This is a genomic window from Vibrio sp. 1874 (genome assembly GCF_033344395.1).
In the GTDB taxonomy this organism is placed as follows: Bacteria; Pseudomonadota; Gammaproteobacteria; order Enterobacterales; family Vibrionaceae; genus Vibrio; species Vibrio alginolyticus.
This window is the reverse complement of the sequence record NZ_JAWPOR010000014.1, coordinates 46,621-63,878: the sequence shown is the minus strand read 5'-3', so window position 1 is coordinate 63,878 and position 17,258 is coordinate 46,621. Positions and strand designations below refer to the sequence as shown.

General features: G+C 45.7%; 16 protein-coding genes. 12 read left to right on the top strand and 4 right to left on the bottom strand.

From position 1 onward, the window contains the following. The first annotated feature begins 8 nt into the window (after positions 1–8). The 9 genes from lptC to mgtE all read left to right on the top strand — a co-directional run bounded on the left by lptC (position 9) and on the right by mgtE (position 6,718). Positions 9–572, top strand: a complete 564-nt coding sequence (lptC, locus tag R8N46_RS19765; RefSeq protein ID WP_005381106.1) for an LPS export ABC transporter periplasmic protein LptC — start codon at positions 9–11, stop codon at positions 570–572. Then, on the top strand, positions 553–1,047 hold the full coding sequence (gene lptA / locus R8N46_RS19760) for a lipopolysaccharide transport periplasmic protein LptA (protein ID WP_005381109.1): 495 nt from the start codon (positions 553–555) through the stop codon (positions 1,045–1,047). The genes lptC and lptA overlap by 20 nt, the downstream gene beginning before the upstream one ends. Position 1,048: 1 nt before the next feature. Next, positions 1,049–1,774 (top strand): LPS export ABC transporter ATP-binding protein, encoded by a 726-nt coding sequence (gene lptB, locus R8N46_RS19755; protein WP_005381111.1) that lies wholly within the window; start codon positions 1,049–1,051, stop codon positions 1,772–1,774. Positions 1,775–1,824: 50 nt separating this feature from the next. Then, positions 1,825–3,294: an RNA polymerase factor sigma-54 gene (locus R8N46_RS19750; protein WP_005381112.1), complete on the top strand. Its 1,470-nt coding sequence runs from the start codon at positions 1,825–1,827 to the stop codon at positions 3,292–3,294. A gap of 24 nt (positions 3,295–3,318) precedes the next feature. After that, entirely contained in the window at positions 3,319–3,606 is a 288-nt protein-coding gene (hpf, locus tag R8N46_RS19745) for a ribosome hibernation promoting factor (protein ID WP_005381114.1), read from the top strand. Between the two features lie 2 nt (positions 3,607–3,608). Beyond that, positions 3,609–4,055: a PTS IIA-like nitrogen regulatory protein PtsN gene (gene ptsN / locus R8N46_RS19740; RefSeq protein ID WP_005381116.1), complete on the top strand. Its 447-nt coding sequence runs from the start codon at positions 3,609–3,611 to the stop codon at positions 4,053–4,055. A gap of 14 nt (positions 4,056–4,069) precedes the next feature. Continuing rightward, a complete protein-coding gene (gene rapZ, locus R8N46_RS19735; protein ID WP_005388424.1) occupies positions 4,070–4,933 on the top strand; it encodes an RNase adapter RapZ in 864 nt (287 codons plus the stop codon). A 2-nt stretch (positions 4,934–4,935) separates the two neighbouring features. Next, on the top strand, positions 4,936–5,211 hold the full coding sequence (locus R8N46_RS19730) for an HPr family phosphocarrier protein (RefSeq protein ID WP_005381120.1): 276 nt from the start codon (positions 4,936–4,938) through the stop codon (positions 5,209–5,211). Between the two features lie 148 nt (positions 5,212–5,359). Beyond that, positions 5,360–6,718, top strand: coding sequence for a magnesium transporter (gene mgtE, locus R8N46_RS19725; RefSeq protein WP_005381121.1), 1,359 nt, complete (start codon positions 5,360–5,362; stop codon positions 6,716–6,718). Positions 6,719–6,782: 64 nt separating this feature from the next. Here the strand turns inward: mgtE and pmbA are convergent, their stop codons facing one another. Beyond that, entirely contained in the window at positions 6,783–8,126 is a 1,344-nt protein-coding gene (pmbA, locus tag R8N46_RS19720; protein WP_115386307.1) for a metalloprotease PmbA, read from the bottom strand. Between the two features lie 110 nt (positions 8,127–8,236). On the opposite strand from pmbA, the gene yjgA reads away from it, so the two are divergent. Next, positions 8,237–8,764, top strand: a complete 528-nt coding sequence (gene yjgA, locus R8N46_RS19715; protein WP_005381124.1) for a ribosome biogenesis factor YjgA — start codon at positions 8,237–8,239, stop codon at positions 8,762–8,764. Between the two features lie 89 nt (positions 8,765–8,853). Here the strand turns inward: yjgA and R8N46_RS19710 are convergent, their stop codons facing one another. Beyond that, positions 8,854–9,816, bottom strand: a complete 963-nt coding sequence (locus R8N46_RS19710; RefSeq protein WP_171346116.1) for a D-2-hydroxyacid dehydrogenase — start codon at positions 9,814–9,816, stop codon at positions 8,854–8,856. Positions 9,817–9,919: 103 nt separating this feature from the next. After that, positions 9,920–10,672: a bifunctional tRNA pseudouridine(32) synthase/23S rRNA pseudouridine(746) synthase RluA gene (gene rluA, locus R8N46_RS19705; RefSeq protein WP_054575320.1), complete on the bottom strand. Its 753-nt coding sequence runs from the start codon at positions 10,670–10,672 to the stop codon at positions 9,920–9,922. A 342-nt stretch (positions 10,673–11,014) separates the two neighbouring features. Between rluA and R8N46_RS19700 the strand changes: the two genes are divergently transcribed. Next, positions 11,015–12,280 carry an NRAMP family divalent metal transporter gene (locus R8N46_RS19700; protein WP_064377045.1) on the top strand — a complete coding sequence of 422 codons (1,266 nt, stop codon included), beginning with the start codon at positions 11,015–11,017 and terminating at the stop codon, positions 12,278–12,280. A gap of 108 nt (positions 12,281–12,388) precedes the next feature. On the opposite strand, the gene rapA is transcribed toward R8N46_RS19700, so the two are convergent. Next, positions 12,389–15,298: an RNA polymerase-associated protein RapA gene (gene rapA, locus R8N46_RS19695; protein ID WP_005388434.1), complete on the bottom strand. Its 2,910-nt coding sequence runs from the start codon at positions 15,296–15,298 to the stop codon at positions 12,389–12,391. Positions 15,299–15,859: 561 nt separating this feature from the next. Here rapA and R8N46_RS19690 point away from each other — a divergent pair. Further along, the gene (locus R8N46_RS19690; protein ID WP_005381133.1) at positions 15,860–17,236 is read left to right on the top strand and encodes a PhoH family protein; all 1,377 of its coding nucleotides are present in this window, start codon (positions 15,860–15,862) and stop codon (positions 17,234–17,236) included. The last annotated feature ends 22 nt before the right edge of the window (positions 17,237–17,258 follow it).

The following is a 17,258-nucleotide window of genomic DNA, read 5'->3' as shown; positions in this document are numbered from 1 at the left end:
TTCATTATATGAGTTTTACTCGCCTTATTTATTTGCTCTTGATCTTCGTTGTAGCGTGGTGCGGTTATTACCTACTAACCCCTAAAGGCAACGACGCAATTCAAGTAGCACCAGATTCTGAACTGCCCATGTTCAGTGGTTCTGGATTAGAAAACATCACCTACGGTGAAGATGGTGTCCGCAGTTACATCATTCGCTCCACTAACTTAGACCATTATGCTAAGAGTGGAGATACTATTTTTAATAACCCGACTTTGATGGTTTACCGTGAAGGTAGCGTCATTGAATGGAAGGTGACTGCCACAAGAGCAGTGTTAGATGAAGACCAAGTTTTGACTTTATATGACAAAGTCTTAATGCAAAATCTTCTGCCTGGTGCGAGTTTTGATACCATGGCAACAGACAAATTGGTCATTAATCTAACCAATCGTGATTTTAAAGCTGACCAACAAGTGATGTTGGTTGGACCACAATTTGAAACTACTGGAGGCGCAATGCAAGGCAACTTAAAACAGCATACTGCGACTCTGACAGATGAAGTTCAAGGTCGATATGAAACCGTTACACCTTAGCCTACTGGCACTGGTATTGGCGGCGCCTCAAGCGCTGGCACTCAAGTCGGATACTCAACAGCCGGTTTACATAAACTCTGACACCCAACAGGTGGATATGAAGAGTAACCAGGTTGTTTTTGAAGGCGATGTATCTCTTAAGCAAGGGAGCATCAATATCGATGCTGATAGAATCGTGGTAACTCGCGATCCTAAAACCGAAGCAATTAAACAGATTCAAGCATTTGGTAAACCTGCGAAGTTTTCTCAGCTGATGGACGATGGTAAAACACTTAGTGGTCAAGCTACGGAGTTGGATTACCGTATTTCTACAGACGAACTGACCATGAAAGGTCAAGCGCAGCTGGCGCAAGACAACAACACCATCAAAGGTTCTTCGATTCGTTACCAAATTGGTAAACAAAAGCTAGTCGCAGATAGCTCTAAGGAAGAGCGCGTTACGACCATTTTGCAACCCAATCAGATAGAGAACTAATATGGCAGTACTGAGTGCGAAAAACTTGGCGAAAAGCTACAAAAAACGCAAAGTCGTCACTGATGTTAGCTTAGAAGTTGAATCTGGTCAGATTGTTGGGCTGCTCGGTCCAAACGGTGCGGGTAAAACCACCTCGTTTTACATGATTGTCGGCTTAGTACCTCGCGATGAAGGCACCATTACCATTGACGACAATGACATCAGTATTTTGCCGATGCATAGCCGTTCACGACTTGGCATTGGCTATCTTCCGCAAGAAGCGTCGATTTTCCGTAAGCTTTCAGTAGAAGATAACATCATGGCCGTACTTGAAACTCGTCAAGAAATGACGAGGGAAGAGCGCCAAGATAAACTGGAAGATTTGTTGGAAGAATTCCACATCCAGCACATCAGAACCAGTGCTGGTATGGCACTATCAGGGGGTGAGCGACGCAGGGTGGAAATCGCTCGAGCTTTAGCGGCCAACCCTCAGTTCATTTTATTGGATGAACCTTTCGCTGGTGTTGACCCAATTTCGGTTAATGACATCAAGAAAATCATTGAGCATCTGCGCGATCGTGGTCTCGGAGTGTTAATCACTGACCATAATGTACGTGAAACACTGGACGTATGTGAAAAAGCCTATATCGTGAGCCAAGGGCACCTAATTGCATCGGGAACTCCGGCAGAAGTTCTCAATAATGAACAGGTGAAACAAGTTTATCTCGGCGAACAATTCCGTCTATGATTATATTAGGAACGGTAAGATTCTGAGCATTACAAGGTAAGTAACACTGAATGAAACCTTCATTACAACTCAAGCTAGGTCAGCAGTTAGCCATGACGCCACAGTTGCAGCAAGCGATTCGCTTATTGCAATTGTCGACACTCGATCTTCAACAAGAAATCCAAGAAGCGTTGGACTCAAACCCATTATTGGAAGTTGAAGAAGGCCAAGACGAGCCTCTAGCAAACGGTGAAGATAAGTCAGCGGTCGAGGCTGCTGATAGCAACAGTGCTAGCGAACCAACAGAAATTGACGTTCCAGATAGCTCCGATGTGATAGAGAAATCAGAAATTAGCTCTGAACTTGAAATCGACACGACTTGGGATGACGTCTACAGCGCTAATACTGGTAGCACTGGCTTAGCTCTTGATGATGATATGCCCGTCTACCAAGGCGAAACCACTGAATCGTTACATGATTACCTCATGTGGCAGCTTGACCTAACACCATTCAGTGAAACCGACCGCACGATTGCATTAGCGATTATTGACGCTGTTGACGACTACGGCTATTTAACTTTGTCGCCTGAAGAGATTCATGAGAGCTTCGATAATGAAGAGATAGAGTTAGACGAAGTAGAAGCCGTTCGTAAACGCATTCAACAATTCGATCCTCTTGGAGTTGCATCACGTAACTTACAAGAATGTTTGTTACTGCAACTGACGACCTTCCCAGAAGACACGCCGTGGCTTGCTGAAGCCAAAATGATACTTGCGGATCATATTGATCACCTAGGCAACCGAGACTACAAGCTCGTCATCAAAGAGACTAAGCTGAAAGAAGCCGATCTTCGTGAAGTCTTAAAGCTTATCCAACAGTTAGATCCTCGTCCAGGTAGTCGCATCACTCCTGATGATACCGAGTACGTAATTCCAGACGTATCCGTTTTTAAAGACAATGGCAAATGGACCGTTTCTATAAACCCGGATAGCGTGCCAAAATTAAAAGTAAATCAACAATATGCTCAATTAGGCAAAGGTAATAGCGCGGATAGCCAGTACATCCGCAGCAATTTGCAAGAGGCAAAATGGTTAATTAAGAGCTTAGAGAGTAGAAACGAGACGCTACTCAAAGTTGCAAGATGTATTGTTGAACATCAACAAGATTTCTTCGAGTATGGTGAGGAAGCCATGAAGCCAATGGTACTCAATGATGTCGCTTTGGCTGTGGACATGCATGAATCCACGATTTCTCGTGTAACAACGCAAAAGTTTATGCATACACCACGTGGTATTTTTGAATTGAAGTACTTCTTCTCTAGCCATGTTAGTACTGACAACGGCGGAGAATGTTCGTCAACAGCAATTCGTGCACTCATTAAAAAACTGGTCGCAGCAGAGAATACTGCCAAACCACTGAGTGATAGCAAGATTGCTGCTCTTCTGGCTGACCAAGGGATTCAGGTCGCAAGACGTACGATAGCCAAATATCGCGAATCCTTGGGAATTGCCCCTTCAAGTCAGCGTAAACGCCTATTATAAGGCACTAACTGAAAAGGAAAGTCTATGCAAATCAATATTCAAGGCCATCACGTTGATCTTACCGATTCAATGCAAGACTATGTAAATTCTAAGTTTCAGAAGCTCGAAAGGTTCTTCGACCATATCAATCAAGTGCATGTTGTACTAAAAGTTGAAAAAATTACTCAAATCGCGGAAGCTACGCTTCACATAAATCAAGGCGAAATCCACGCATCAGCCGATGACGAAAATATGTATGCCGCGATCGATTCGCTGGTAGATAAATTGGTTCGCCAACTTAATAAGCACAAAGAAAAACTAAACAGTCATTAATCATGCAACTGAGCGAAATACTGTCATTGGACTGCACCAAAAGTGCGGTCCACTGCACGAGTAAAAAACGCGCCCTTGAAATGATCAGCCGTATCGTGGCTGATCAAACGGGCCAAGATTCTACCGAGCTGTTCGAATGCATGCTCAATAGAGAAAAAATGGGCAGTACCGGTATCGGAAACGGTATTGCGATCCCTCACGCGAGAATGCAATCAAGCGACAAGGCCATTGCTGTCTTACTGCAATGTGATGAAGCAATCGAATTTGATGCGATTGACAATCGACCTGTCGATCTTCTTTTTGCGCTCCTTGTACCAGAAGAACAGTGCAAAGAGCACCTCAAGACTCTATCCTCTATGGCAGAACGTCTGAGCGATAAGCAAGTATTAAAACTACTGCGTAATGCTCAGAGTGATGAAGAACTTTACGACATCATGATTCACCAATAAGCAGGACTAACTCCATGCGACTAATCGTTGTTAGCGGGCACTCAGGTGCCGGTAAAAGTATTGCGCTTCGTGTACTGGAAGACTTAGGTTACTACTGTGTTGATAACCTGCCAGTTAACTTGCTGGACGCATTTGTTCATTCTGTTGCTGACAGCAAACAGAATGTTGCAGTCAGCATTGATATTCGTAATATTCCTAAAAAGCTAAAAGAACTGACGAGTACACTAGAACAGTTAAAAACTGAGCTTGATGTGACCATGCTTTTCTTGGACGCCAATAAAGAAACGCTACTCAAACGCTACAGCGAAACACGCCGAATTCACCCGTTATCTTTAGGTGGCACCTCCCTCTCGCTCGATCAAGCCATCGAGCGTGAGAAACAAATTTTGACGCCACTCAAAGCGCATGCAGATCTGGTCCTAAATAGTAGTGGGCAGTCTTTGCATGAATTGAGTGAAACCGTGCGTATGCGCGTTGAAGGCAGAGATCGCAAAGGGCTCGTTATGGTATTTGAGTCTTTTGGTTTTAAATACGGCCTGCCTTCCGATGCCGATTACGTATTTGACGTTCGCTTCTTACCTAACCCACATTGGGAACCAGCACTACGCCCGCTTACAGGTCTGGATGCTCCTATCGCCGCATTTTTAGAGCAACACCAATCGGTGTTAAGTTTGAAATATCAAATTGAAAGCTTTATAGAGAATTGGTTACCTCTGCTTGAGAAAAACAACCGCAGCTACCTGACCGTTGCAATCGGTTGTACTGGTGGTAAGCACCGCTCGGTGTACTTAACTCAGCAAATCGGTGAATACTTCGCCAACAAAGGACACCAAGTACAAATTCGCCATACCTCACTAGAGAAAAACGCTAAGGAGTAGCCGTGGAGTTAAGTCGTAAAGTATTGATTCAAAACCGCCTTGGCTTACATGCTCGTGCAGCAGTCAAACTGGTCGAACTGGCACAGAGCTTTGAAGCGGTCATCACCATCGACAATGAAGAAGACAAAACCGCCACAGCAGACAGCGTAATGGGCCTGTTAATGCTAGAGTCCGCTCAAGGACAATACGTCACGATCCACGCAACGGGTGGGCAAGCGGAAGAAGCACTGGATGCCGTTTGCCATTTGATCGAAGATAAATTTGATGAAGGCGAGTAGTTTACTCGCTTTTTTCTTACCTCCCATTATCTTTCTCTTCCCTGACCTAATAAATAAATTTGCTTAGTATCATAAGTTGTTATTAAAAGGCGCCTAGAATTAAGTTATTATTCAACGCATTGTAAATATCAGGAATTGGGAGGAATGAATGGCAGAGCAAATTGAATTCGACCAAGCTCACCAAGCCCTCCAAGAAGTCACAGAAGCGCTAGAAAATGGCCGCTTCGTCCATGTTCGTCGTCAATTACAGGACATGGAACCTGAGGATATCGCTCACCTTTTAGAAGCCTCCCCACGTAAGAGCCGTGAAGTTCTTTGGCAACTCACCGACCCTGAAGATTATGGTGAAATCCTTGACGAGCTGAACGAAGACGTCAAAGACAGCCTCGTATCCAAAATGGCACCAGAAGCGCTTGCAGAAGCGACAGAAGGCATGGATACCGATGACGTGGCTTACGTACTGCGTAGCTTGCCTGACAACCTGTCACGCGAAGTCCTGTCGCAAATGGACTCATCTGACCGCCTACGGGTCGAAACCGCCCTATCCTACCCAGAAGACACCGCGGGTGGACTGATGAACACCGACGTCATCACAATTCGTGGTGACGTAGATGTGGACGTAGTTTTGCGTTATCTACGTATGAAAGGCGAGCTTCCAGAAGCTACGGATGCCCTGTATGTGATCGATGAAGAGAGTAAGCTCATCGGTGAACTGCCGATCACTACGCTTATTACCACTCAGCCAGACGTAAAAATCATTGATGTAATGGAAGACGCGGACGAGGCCATCACCGTCGATACTAGCGACTCAGATGTTGCGAGTCTGTTCGAACGCCGTAATTGGGTATCTGCACCTGTTGTTGATGAAAACTTGCATTTGGTCGGTCGTATCACCATCGATGACGTGGTTGACGTTATTCGTGAAGACGCGGAACACTCGATGATGAGTATGGCGGGTATGGACGATGACGAAGATACTTTCGCGCCTGTTGTAAAATCAGCTCGCAAACGCAGTATCTGGCTTGGCGCTAACGTATTAGCCGCCCTTGCTGCTGCTTCCGTTTCTAACATGTTTGAGGCCACATTAGACCAAATGGCCGCCATTGCGGTATTGATGACGATAGTTCCGTCCATGGGTGGTGTCGCTGGTAACCAAACCGTCGCACTAGTGATTCGTGGTCTTGCTCTTGGTCATATCGGAGACTCAAACAAACGCGAACTGTTAATGAAAGAAGCCTCGATCGGCTTACTTAACGGCATCATGTGGGCGCTAATTATTGGTGGTATTGTTGTTGCTTGGAAAGGTAACTGGATGCTCGGAGGAATCATTTCCGCCGCCATGCTGACCAACTTATTGGTCGCAGGTATTGCCGGAGTAACGATTCCAATCCTATTGAAAAAAATGAACATCGATCCCGCTTTAGCTGGTGGTATGGCATTAACAACAGTGACGGATGTGATTGGTTTATCTGTCTTCTTAGGGCTTGCCACAATACTGATTACCTAACAGAAAAAACGAAAAAGCCTGATGAACACATCAGGCTTTTTTGATTCTGAATTGCTAGAAAAGCTTATTCACCCGCCACTTTCATGGTATCCAGTAGGATAGAGCCCGTTTGGATTTGTGAGCGCGTTTCAATATCACTACCAACCGCCACAATCTTGGTGAACATGTCTTTTAGATTACCTGCGATGGTAATTTCTGATACTGGGTATTGGATTTCACCATTCTCAACCCAGAAGCCTGCGGCACCGCGAGAGTAATCCCCCGTTACCACGTTCACACCTTGTCCCATGACTTCTGTCACTAGAAGACCAGTACCGAGCTCTTTAAGCATTTGTTCGAAGTTTTGGCCTGTCGACTTCACGTACCAGTTATGAATCCCACCAGCGTGACCTGTCGGCGTCATCTTCATTTTACGTGCGGCATAACTGGTTAACAGATAAGTTGCTAGCACACCGTCGGTAATGATCTCACGGTCTTGAGTGTACACACCTTCACTATCGAATGGACTTGATGCCAAACCACGCAATACATGCGGACGTTCTGAGATATTGAACCATTCAGGAAGCACTTGTTTGCCTAGATGGTCAAGTAAGAAAGAAGATTTTCGGTACAGGTTACCACCGCTGATCGCCATAACGAGATGGCCAATCAAGCCTGTCGCAACATCAGCCGCAAACATGATTGGGTATTGACCTGTTTTTAGACGCTGCGCATCTAGGCGGTTAACCGTATTCTCTGCCGCCTTACGACCCACCGTTTCTGGGGTCCATAAGTCATCACGATGACGTGCCACGGTGTAGCTGTAATCACGTTCCATCTCGCCGTTTTGACCAACGCCAATTACACAACAGCTAGTACTATGTCGGCTAGACGCATAACTAGCTAATAAGCCATGGCTATTGCCATACACTTTCACGCCGTAATGACTATCATAACTCGCGCCATCACTTTGTTTGATTGCACTATTATAATTTATCGCCTCTTTTTCTGCTGCAATCGCCACATTGGCAGCATAGTCTGGATCGGGTGCGTCAGGGTGGAAAAGATCAAGCTCAGGGATCTCTTGCACCATGTATTCTTTCGCTGCAGGGCCTGCAAATGGGTCTTCAGATGTGTAATGTGCAATATCTAGCGCCGCTATAACGGTTTGCTCGATTGCAGCTTCACTTAAATCAGACGTGGAAGCACTGCCTTTGCGTTGACCTCGGTAAACGGTAATGCCCAGCGCACCATCGCTGTTGAACTCGACATTTTCTACTTCACCCATACGAGTTGAAACACTTAAACCAGTGCTTTTAGTAATTGCGACTTCGGCGGCGTCAGATTTTGCCGATGCAAGCTTTAAGGCTCTTGCTACGGCTTGCTCTAGCTCGGTACGTTGCTCAGCAACCTGCTGTTTAATATCCATTGTCTTTCACATCTTGTCTTTGATGAACAATAGGATAACAAGAATTTCGCTTTCTCCCCATGATTCTTGTTAAAATAGTCATAATATTAATCAAAACACAGGCAACTGAAATGGCACGTAAGAATCAAAAAGCGCCATGGGAACCAGAAGAAGAGATCATCTGGGTAAGTAAATCCGAGATGAAGCGAGACATGGAAGAACTGCAAAAGCTAGGTGAGGAGCTTGTCGGCCTCAAACCTTCAGTTCTAGAAAAGTTTCCATTGAGCGAAGATTTGCGAGAAGCAATTGCTGACGCGCAACGCTTTAAAAATGAAGCGCGTCGTCGCCAATTGCAACGTATCGGCAAATTGATGCGTTACGAAGATCCAGAGCCAATCCAAGCCGCACTGGATAAAATTCGTAATAAGCACTCTCAATTAACGGCGGTATTCCACAAACTTGAAGCGTTGCGTGATCGCGTAGTGGAAGAAGGTGACAAAGCCATTGATGACGTAATGGAAATGTACCCAGAAGCGGATCGTCAGCGTCTACGCCAACTTGCTCGCCAAGCAGCGAAAGAGAAAAAAGCTGGGAAACCAGCAAAAGCGTACCGCGAAATCTTTCAGATCCTTAAAGGTCTAAACGAAGAAGAGTTTTAATTCGAGGGCTCACGCAATGAGCATTCGATTTAAACGCAAAAAGCAGACGTCAATGTCTGCTTTTTTTATCTTTGGTTTTACAGTCAGCGTTACACTAAGCGATTAACGCGGTCTCCGCGCTCGAAAGCGTTAATGTTCTCAATCAAGATTTCCGCTAAACGTTGGATAGATGAGTCGCTGCCCCATGCAACATGCGGTGTCAGTAACAAATTAGGTAAACTCATATTGGCAATCAGCGGATTGCTCTCATCAGCCGGTTCTTGTGTAAAAACATCAAAACCAGCCGCTGCAATTTCTTCCTGTTTTAAGGCATCCACCAGTGCGCTCTCATCCACCAAACCTCCACGCCCTGTATTAATCAAAATGGCGTTGGACTTCATTTGTTTCAACTCTGCTTGACCAATTAAATTCTGAGTATGATCGTTGAGCGGGCAATGCAAAGTCAGCGCATCGGAGCGTTTTAATACTTCCTCAAACGACACATAACCTGGTCTACATTCTGCCGCCCCTTTACGCTCAGAAAACAAGACGGTCATTCCTAACGCTTGAGCCAGATTCGCCGTCGCTTGCCCTAGTACCCCACTACCAACAACACCTAACGTGCTACCACCAATATCCCCGATTGGGTGCGTAAAAAAACAAAACTGCTGGTTACGCTGCCACTCACCTGCGGCAATATCTTGGTGGTACCCAAATAAATTTCGTCTTAAAGCGAATAACATTGCCATCACGTGCTCGGGCACCGAACGCGTCGCGTAACCACGTACATTAGCAACCGCAATACCATTATTAGCACAGTAGTTCACATCGACGTTGTTAAAACCAGTTGCGGCAACCGCGATCATCCGTAATTTTGGTAGTTGCTCTAATACATGTTGGTCAAGCACGACTTTATTGCTAATCACGATATCGGCATCTGCTAACCTTTCTATTACCTGCCCAGGCGCAGTTAGGTCGTACTCACGCCAGTGGTGCGGAAAGCCAGGTCGTGGGATCTCAATATGTTCTGGGATGGTCGCTCGGTCTAAAAATACGATGCTTGGCAAAGACATAACAACTCCTTGTTCACGGCTGAAAGACAGGATACATCAACCACAGTAACGAAATAGCCAAAAATAGCGAACTAGAAAGAACCGTTGTTGAGTGCAATTGGCATTAAGGGTGTGGCAACGTTTTATAATCAGGCAATGTACGCTCTGGCGAAAAATAGTTAAAGATCATCGCCTCGGCTTCAGAATAAAAGTCACAGGGTACAAAAATACTGCTCAGCTGACCCGTAGCTGGATGATAAAAACTTAGCTCCGCAGCGTGCAACTCTAAACGTTCTGAAAACTGATACGCCTCTTCGCTTGCATAAAACTCATCACCCACAATCGCATGACCAATCGCCATCAAATGCACGCGTAACTGATGCGATCGACCAGTAATGGGCAGTAGTCGCACAACGGTCGTATGGGTGCCATCAGGGTGCACTTCACGCTTCACTACTTGGAATAAAGTTTGAGATGGTTTGCCGTCGTCAAAACATACTTTTTGTCGTGGACGATTTGGCCAATCACAAATTAATGGAAGATCAATATTCCCTTCTTGCGGCTCAACATGCCCCCACACACGTGCGTAATACACCTTGTGAGTGAGGCGATATTGGAACTGCTTTTTTAATGCTCGCTCCGCGGGTTTGTTTTTCGCCAGCAACATCAACCCTGATGTCGACATATCCAAGCGATGCACAACTTGAATTTCCGGATGCAACTCTTTGAGGCGGCTCCACATGCTATCGTAATGCTCTGCAAGGCGACCAGGGACAGACAGCAGCCCTGATGGCTTATTCACTGCCAGAATGTCGTCATCCTCAAAAACGATATCGACCCAAGGATCGGTGGGAGGGGTATATTCAAGCATTGCCATGGGAGATCTCTACAAAATAAAAACGCCGCGATTATATACCCAAATAGCACCCAGATGCAGGATTCTGAAGAAAAGTTCAACCCAATAAAACAAAGTCAATCCTTTAGCATAAAAACTAAAAATAGCACGTTGTAAATTTAGTTTGACAACAAGACGCATAACTGAATAGAGTGCTAGATGCACACAGCATGATATTCGCAAAGAATACTTAAAATAAATACACCAAAACACAGCATTTAAAAGACATTACCGTTGCGCAGTATAGGGCGAGCGCTCAGCTTGTCATGTACTGCGGTATGTATCTCTTTAGAAAGATACATAAGATAAAAAGGACAATAAGCAATGGACTCCGCCGTTATAGATAAACCCCAATCCAAACTTTCCTTATTTTTTCGTTCGCTAGGCCCCGGCATATTAATGGCATCTGCTGCGGTCGGTGGCTCTCACCTCGTCGCATCAACCAAGGCTGGTGCGATTTATGGTTGGCAATTGGCTGCACTGATTCTGCTCGTAAACCTGTTTAAATACCCTTTTTTCCGAGCGGGCGTACAGTACACCATGGGGACAGGGCTCACCTTGGTTGAGGGCTACGCGAAATTAGGTCGGCCTTATCTATGGCTATTTCTATTTCTGAGCGTGGTATCGGCCGTCATCAATACCGCCGCTTTGTTAATGTTTAGCGCTAGCTTGCTGGGCTACTTCATTCCGTTTTCACTATCAATGGCATCACTCAGCATCATTGTGATTGTTACCTGCCTGCTCATATTATTTGCTGGCCATTACAAAGCGCTCGATACGCTATCTAAAGTGATCATGTCGGTGTTAACCATCGCGACTTTACTCGCTGTTTCTATCGCCTTTGGTAACCCTGTTGAACAAGTGGCCAACTTCGAGCCGCCGTCACCTTGGTCTATTGCGGCTATTGGTTTTATCGTTGTGACAATGGGGTGGATGCCTGCACCGATAGAGATCTCCTGTTTAACCTCAGCGTGGCTAAAACGCCAATCAAGCCAGCAAGAAGTAACATACCGCTCTGCTCTATTTGACTTTAATGTCGGTTATATTGGCACGGCGTTTCTTGCCATTATCTTTGTATCGCTAGGCTCTTTGATGCTTTATGGATCTGGCGTTGCGCTTGAAAGCTCTGGCGTTGGCTTCTCCCACCAATTGGTTGGCTTATATGCGGCAACGATTGGCGAATGGTCTCGTTACTTGATCGCGGTAATTGCGTTTTTCTGTATCTTTGGCAGCACGATTACCGTTATTGATGGCTACTCGCGCGTTATTTCGGATTCTCAACGCCTACTGCGCTCGCAACCAGACACTAACCCTAAAACCACTTCAGCGATCATGCTGGTAGTCTCCTTACTTGCATTAGGTATTGTGGTTTTCTGGGCTTCTGCGTTATTGCCTATGCTGAACTTTGCGATGATTCTCGCCTTTATGACCACGCCATTCTTTGCTCTGCTAAATTACACCTTAGTGAGCAAAACTGAGTTACCTGAGCCTTTGGCTGTTGGACCTAAACTAAAGTGGTTGTCGATTGCAGGCCTGATTTACTTGTTTGGCTTCTTGGCTGTATTTATCTGGTGGAAGTGGTTGATGTAAATGAGATAGCTATCAGTGATTAATGCATTCCGCATAAAGAAACTAAACCGTAAATAAAGAAAAAGGTCTTCAACTGAAGACCTTTTTTAATGAGCAATAAATACTTACTTAGTTGTGGCTCACCACAATCAAACGCAGCGAGTCGAGCTGAACCTGAGCTTGGTTGATATAACCAGTAAGCTCTTTAATTTGTGCGTCGATAGCTTCAATTTCTTCGTCACGAATATTTGGGTTCACCGCTTTCAGTGCTTGCAAACGCTCAAGTTCTGCATTCAAACTATGCTGCATATCTTGATGAGCTTGCTTGCGTACTTCTTCGACCTTCTCTTCAATAAGAACATCACCAGCTTCAATTAAGCGGTGTACGTCTTTCTGTACCGACGTAACCAACTTGCTACCTAAGTGACGGTTTACAGGGCTGAGCTGGCGGTTAAAGCTTTCAAACTCCACTTGAGCAGACAAATCATTACCACGCGAGTCCATCATTAAACGGATTGGCGTTTTCGGTAAGAAGCGCGCGATACCACTGCGTTTTGGCGCTTGCGCATCTACCGCGTAAATCAACTCAAGAAGAATAGTCCCGACTGGTAACGCTTTGTTTTTCAATAGAGATACCGCAGACGTCCCCACCCCTTCACTCATAAGAAGATCGATACCACCCTGGATCATTGGGTGTTCCCAACTGATAAAGTGCATATCTTCACGAGATAACGCTGTATCACGATCAAACGTGATCGTCGCTCCTTCGTATGGCAGACCTGGGTAGCTTGGCACCATCATGTGCTCAGATGGGGTCACAATCAGGGCGTTTTCACCTTTATCGTCTTGATTCAGGCCAATCGTGTCAAAAAGAGAAAGTGCGAAGGTGACCAGATTGGTATCGCCGTCAGTTGATTCAATTTTCTCAACGATTTGTTGTGCTTTTTCCCCGCCATTCGAATGCATTTCTAATAGGCGATCACGGCCTTGCTCCAATTGGGATTTCAGCTCTTTATTCATTTTTGCTGACGCTTCAATGATCTCATCTAGCGTGCTGGTATCACCAGAGGCAAGAATTTCAATCAGATCATCGGAGTACTTATCGTAAACAGCACGGCCTGTTGGGCAGGTTTCCGCAAAAGCGTTCAGGCCTTCATCGAACCAACGTGCTAGGATCGCTTGCGATGTGCCTTTCAGGTAAGGAACATGAATGTCGATATCGCGATTTTGACCGATACGGTCCAAACGACCAATACGTTGCTCAAGCAAGTCTGGGTTGAATGGCAAGTCGAACATGACAAGTTGGTTGGCAAACTGGAAGTTACGACCTTCAGAGCCGATTTCGCTACAGATAAGAACTTGTGCTCCACCTTCTTCTTGCGCAAAGTAAGCCGCCGCTTTATCACGTTCAAGAATCGACATACCTTCGTGGAAAACGGTGGCGCGGATACCTTCACGCTCACGCAGTGCTTGCTCCAATTGCAGTGCGGTACTCGCACGAGAAGCAATCACGAGGATTTTCTCGCTGCGCTTCTCTTTTACTTTTTCAAGCAACCAATTCACACGCGAGTCAAACTGCCACCAGCTCGCGTCATCGCCTTCAAATTCTTGGAAAATTTCTTCCGGGTAAAGGTTCTTCATCGCACGTGCTTCAGAACTCATCTTACCGCCAATCATTCCAGCAACACGCATTGATGTAGTGTATTGCGGTGGAATATCCATTGGCATCAGATGCACGTTACGCGTAGGGAAGCCTTTGATGGCCGCGCGCGTGTTACGGAACAAAACACGCCCTGTACCATGACGATCCATCAAGTTATCGATCAGCTCTTGGCGTGCCGACGCTTTAGCTTCTTCGTCCGCTTCACTTTCAATAATACGGAAAAGTGGTTCTACGTCTTGTTCAGACAACAACTCAGTGATCTGGTTTTTTGCTTCATTAGGTAGCTTTTCACCGGAAAAGAGTGAAGTAATCGCATCTGCTACGGGCGCGTATTGCTCTTCTTCCTCAACGAATGCTTCGTAATCATAGAAGCGGTCTGGATCCAACAAACGCAGACGAGCAAAGTGACTCTCACGACCAAGCTGCTCTGGCGTTGCAGTCAGTAGCAACACACCAGGAGTACGTTCAGCCAAGCCTTCTACCACTTGGTATTCGCGACTTGGTTTGTCTTGACTCCACTCTAGGTGGTGCGCTTCATCGACAACCAGTAGGTCCCATTCACCTTCCAGTGCTTGTTCAAAACGCTTGCGGCTCTTGCGTAGGAAATCCAAAGAACACAGCACATATTGCTGAGTATCAAATGGGTTTTCTGCATCCGCAAACGCTTCGATACAGCGCTCTTCGTCAAAGATAGAGAAATGCAGATTGAAACGACGCATCATCTCAACCAGCCATTGATGCTGCAGTGTTTCAGGCACCACAATCAAAATGCGTTCGGCACGACCAGACAGAACTTGTTGGTGGATGATCATGCCCGCTTCGATGGTTTTACCCAAACCTACCTCATCCGCCAATAAGACGCGTGGCGCGTGACGACGGCCAACTTCGTGCGCGATGTAAAGCTGATGAGGGATCAAACCTGCACGCATACCACATAGGCCACGCATTGGGCTCTTATGCTGCTCAAACTGGTTGGTTAGCGCACGGTAACGCAGAACAAAGTTGTCCATACGGTCGATTTGACCGGCGTACAACTTATCTTGAGGTTTGTTAAAACGAATTTGGTTGCTAAGGAAAATCTCACGCAGAACAACAGCGGTTTCTTGCGTGTCTTCACGAGTACCGAAATAGGTGTAAAGACCTTCATCTTCCAGTACTTCTTCTACTTTTAGAGACCAACCTTCTTGGCAATCGATGACATCCCCAACATTAAAGGTGACTCGGGTAACAGGTGCATCGTTACGTGCGTAAACTCGGTTTTCCTCTGACGCTGCAAACATCAATGTCACAGTACGAGCATCCATTGCTACAACGGTACCTAAACCTAAATCGCTTTCCGTATCGCTAATCCAGCGCTGCCCCAAAGCAAATGTCATGAATTGACTACCTCGTTATTAGTTCTTGATTCGTATTTCTTGTTGGTCTACTCATGCCCGTAGGCATGGATAATAGTTTAGATCTGATTCTGGCTTCTGCTATGCCGATAGCATTCGTCATTCCAGTATGAACTGAGTATTTTTTAAGCCAGCTCAACATGATAAATCGGACGTAGCCTATACGCAGAAAAAGGTCGCTAATCTTACTTGAAGCTGTGATTTAGGTCACGCCGAAACCGCACCAAGCAGAAACTTTTTTTCCCAAACTCTAAATGCAATCAAATTGTAAAATACTCATGCCAATTATTAAGTTGTAGAACGTAAATATTACGTATACTTCTAATGAGGGGCGTTTAAAACCATTGCATATGATTTAAGCGCGTTAGTACACGATTAGGATCAACACGGGTTTGCAGTAAGTTGTCTTGCTACTCGGTTGCACACTAGCCGACATCAGCCCGACAACCTCTATTGCAAGCAATCAGAGTTAGGTCACTTCACACCTATTTGGAAACGACCTAACAACTCGCATGCAGAGCCGTACTACGGCAAGGAGACGCTATGGGCGATACCGATCGGAAACTGTTTGTACTCGATACCAACATTCTTCTTCATGAACCCTTTGCCATCTTCTCTTTCCAAGAACACGATGTCGTTATCCCCATGACCGTGTTGGAAGAACTCGACCGAATCAAAGACAGTAAGCGCGACGTTGCAAGAGATGCGCGCGTGGCTATTCGCACCTTGGAAGATTTGTTTAAAGAAGCAACGCCAGATGAAATCTCTGAAGGCATTCCTGTTTCTAAAGACAACCCCGACCAAGGTACTATTTCCATTTTGGCGGATTTTGAACTGCAGGAAACCGTCAAAGCCTTCGCCGACAAAGCCGGTGACAACCGTATTCTCAACGCGGTGCTTTATCTGCAAAATAAACGTGCACCACGTGAAGTGGTACTGATCACGAAAGACATCAACATGCGTCTGCGAGCCAAAGGGGCTGGTGTACGCTTTGTTGAGGACTATAGAACCGACCAACTGATTGACGACATTCAATACCTAACCAAAGGCTTTCAATTGCGTGAAGGTGATTTCTGGAGCGGTATTGAGGAAGTAGAAAGCTATGCACTGGGCGGAAAAACTTACCACAAACTCAGTCGCGAACCCTTCGACCCAACCTTTATCAACCAATACGTTATTGATGAAGACAGTGACTTTGCTGGTCGCGTAGAAACCATCAATGAAGACAAGCTAACGCTTCTCGACCTGAGCCGCGAACGCCTAATGCATCGCAAGGCTTGGGACATCACACCTAAAAATATCTACCAGGGAATGGCGTTAGATGCCTTACTCGATCCAGAAATTGACTTGGTGATTCTAACGGGTGCGGCGGGTAGTGGTAAGACATTACTGGCAATGGCAGCAGCATTGGAGCAAACCATTGAAAAAAGCATGTTCGATAAAATTATCGTAACACGTAACACGCCAGATATCGGTGAATCCATCGGCTTCTTACCCGGCTCCGAAGAGGAGAAAATGATGCCGTGGTTAGCGGCGGTGACCGATACCTTGGAAGCACTACATAAACACGATCACTGCACTGAAGGCTCATTGAAGTACATCTGCGATAAAGCCAACATTCAATTTAAATCGATCAACTTTATGCGTGGCCGTTCGATTCAAAATGCGTTTGTACTGCTTGATGAGTGTCAAAACCTCACTGCATCACAAATCAAAACCATCATTACCCGCTGTGGTGAAGGAACCAAAATCGTCTGCTCCGGTAACTTGGCGCAGATTGACTCTCATTACCTCACCCCAGTGACATCAGGATTGACGTACATGGTTGAGCGCTTCAAGAACTTTGAAGGCAGCGCAAATATTCACCTCAACGGCGTGGTTCGTAGCCGCTTGGCGGAATTTGCTGAAGAAAACCTGTAATTGACACCGACTCACAAAGCAA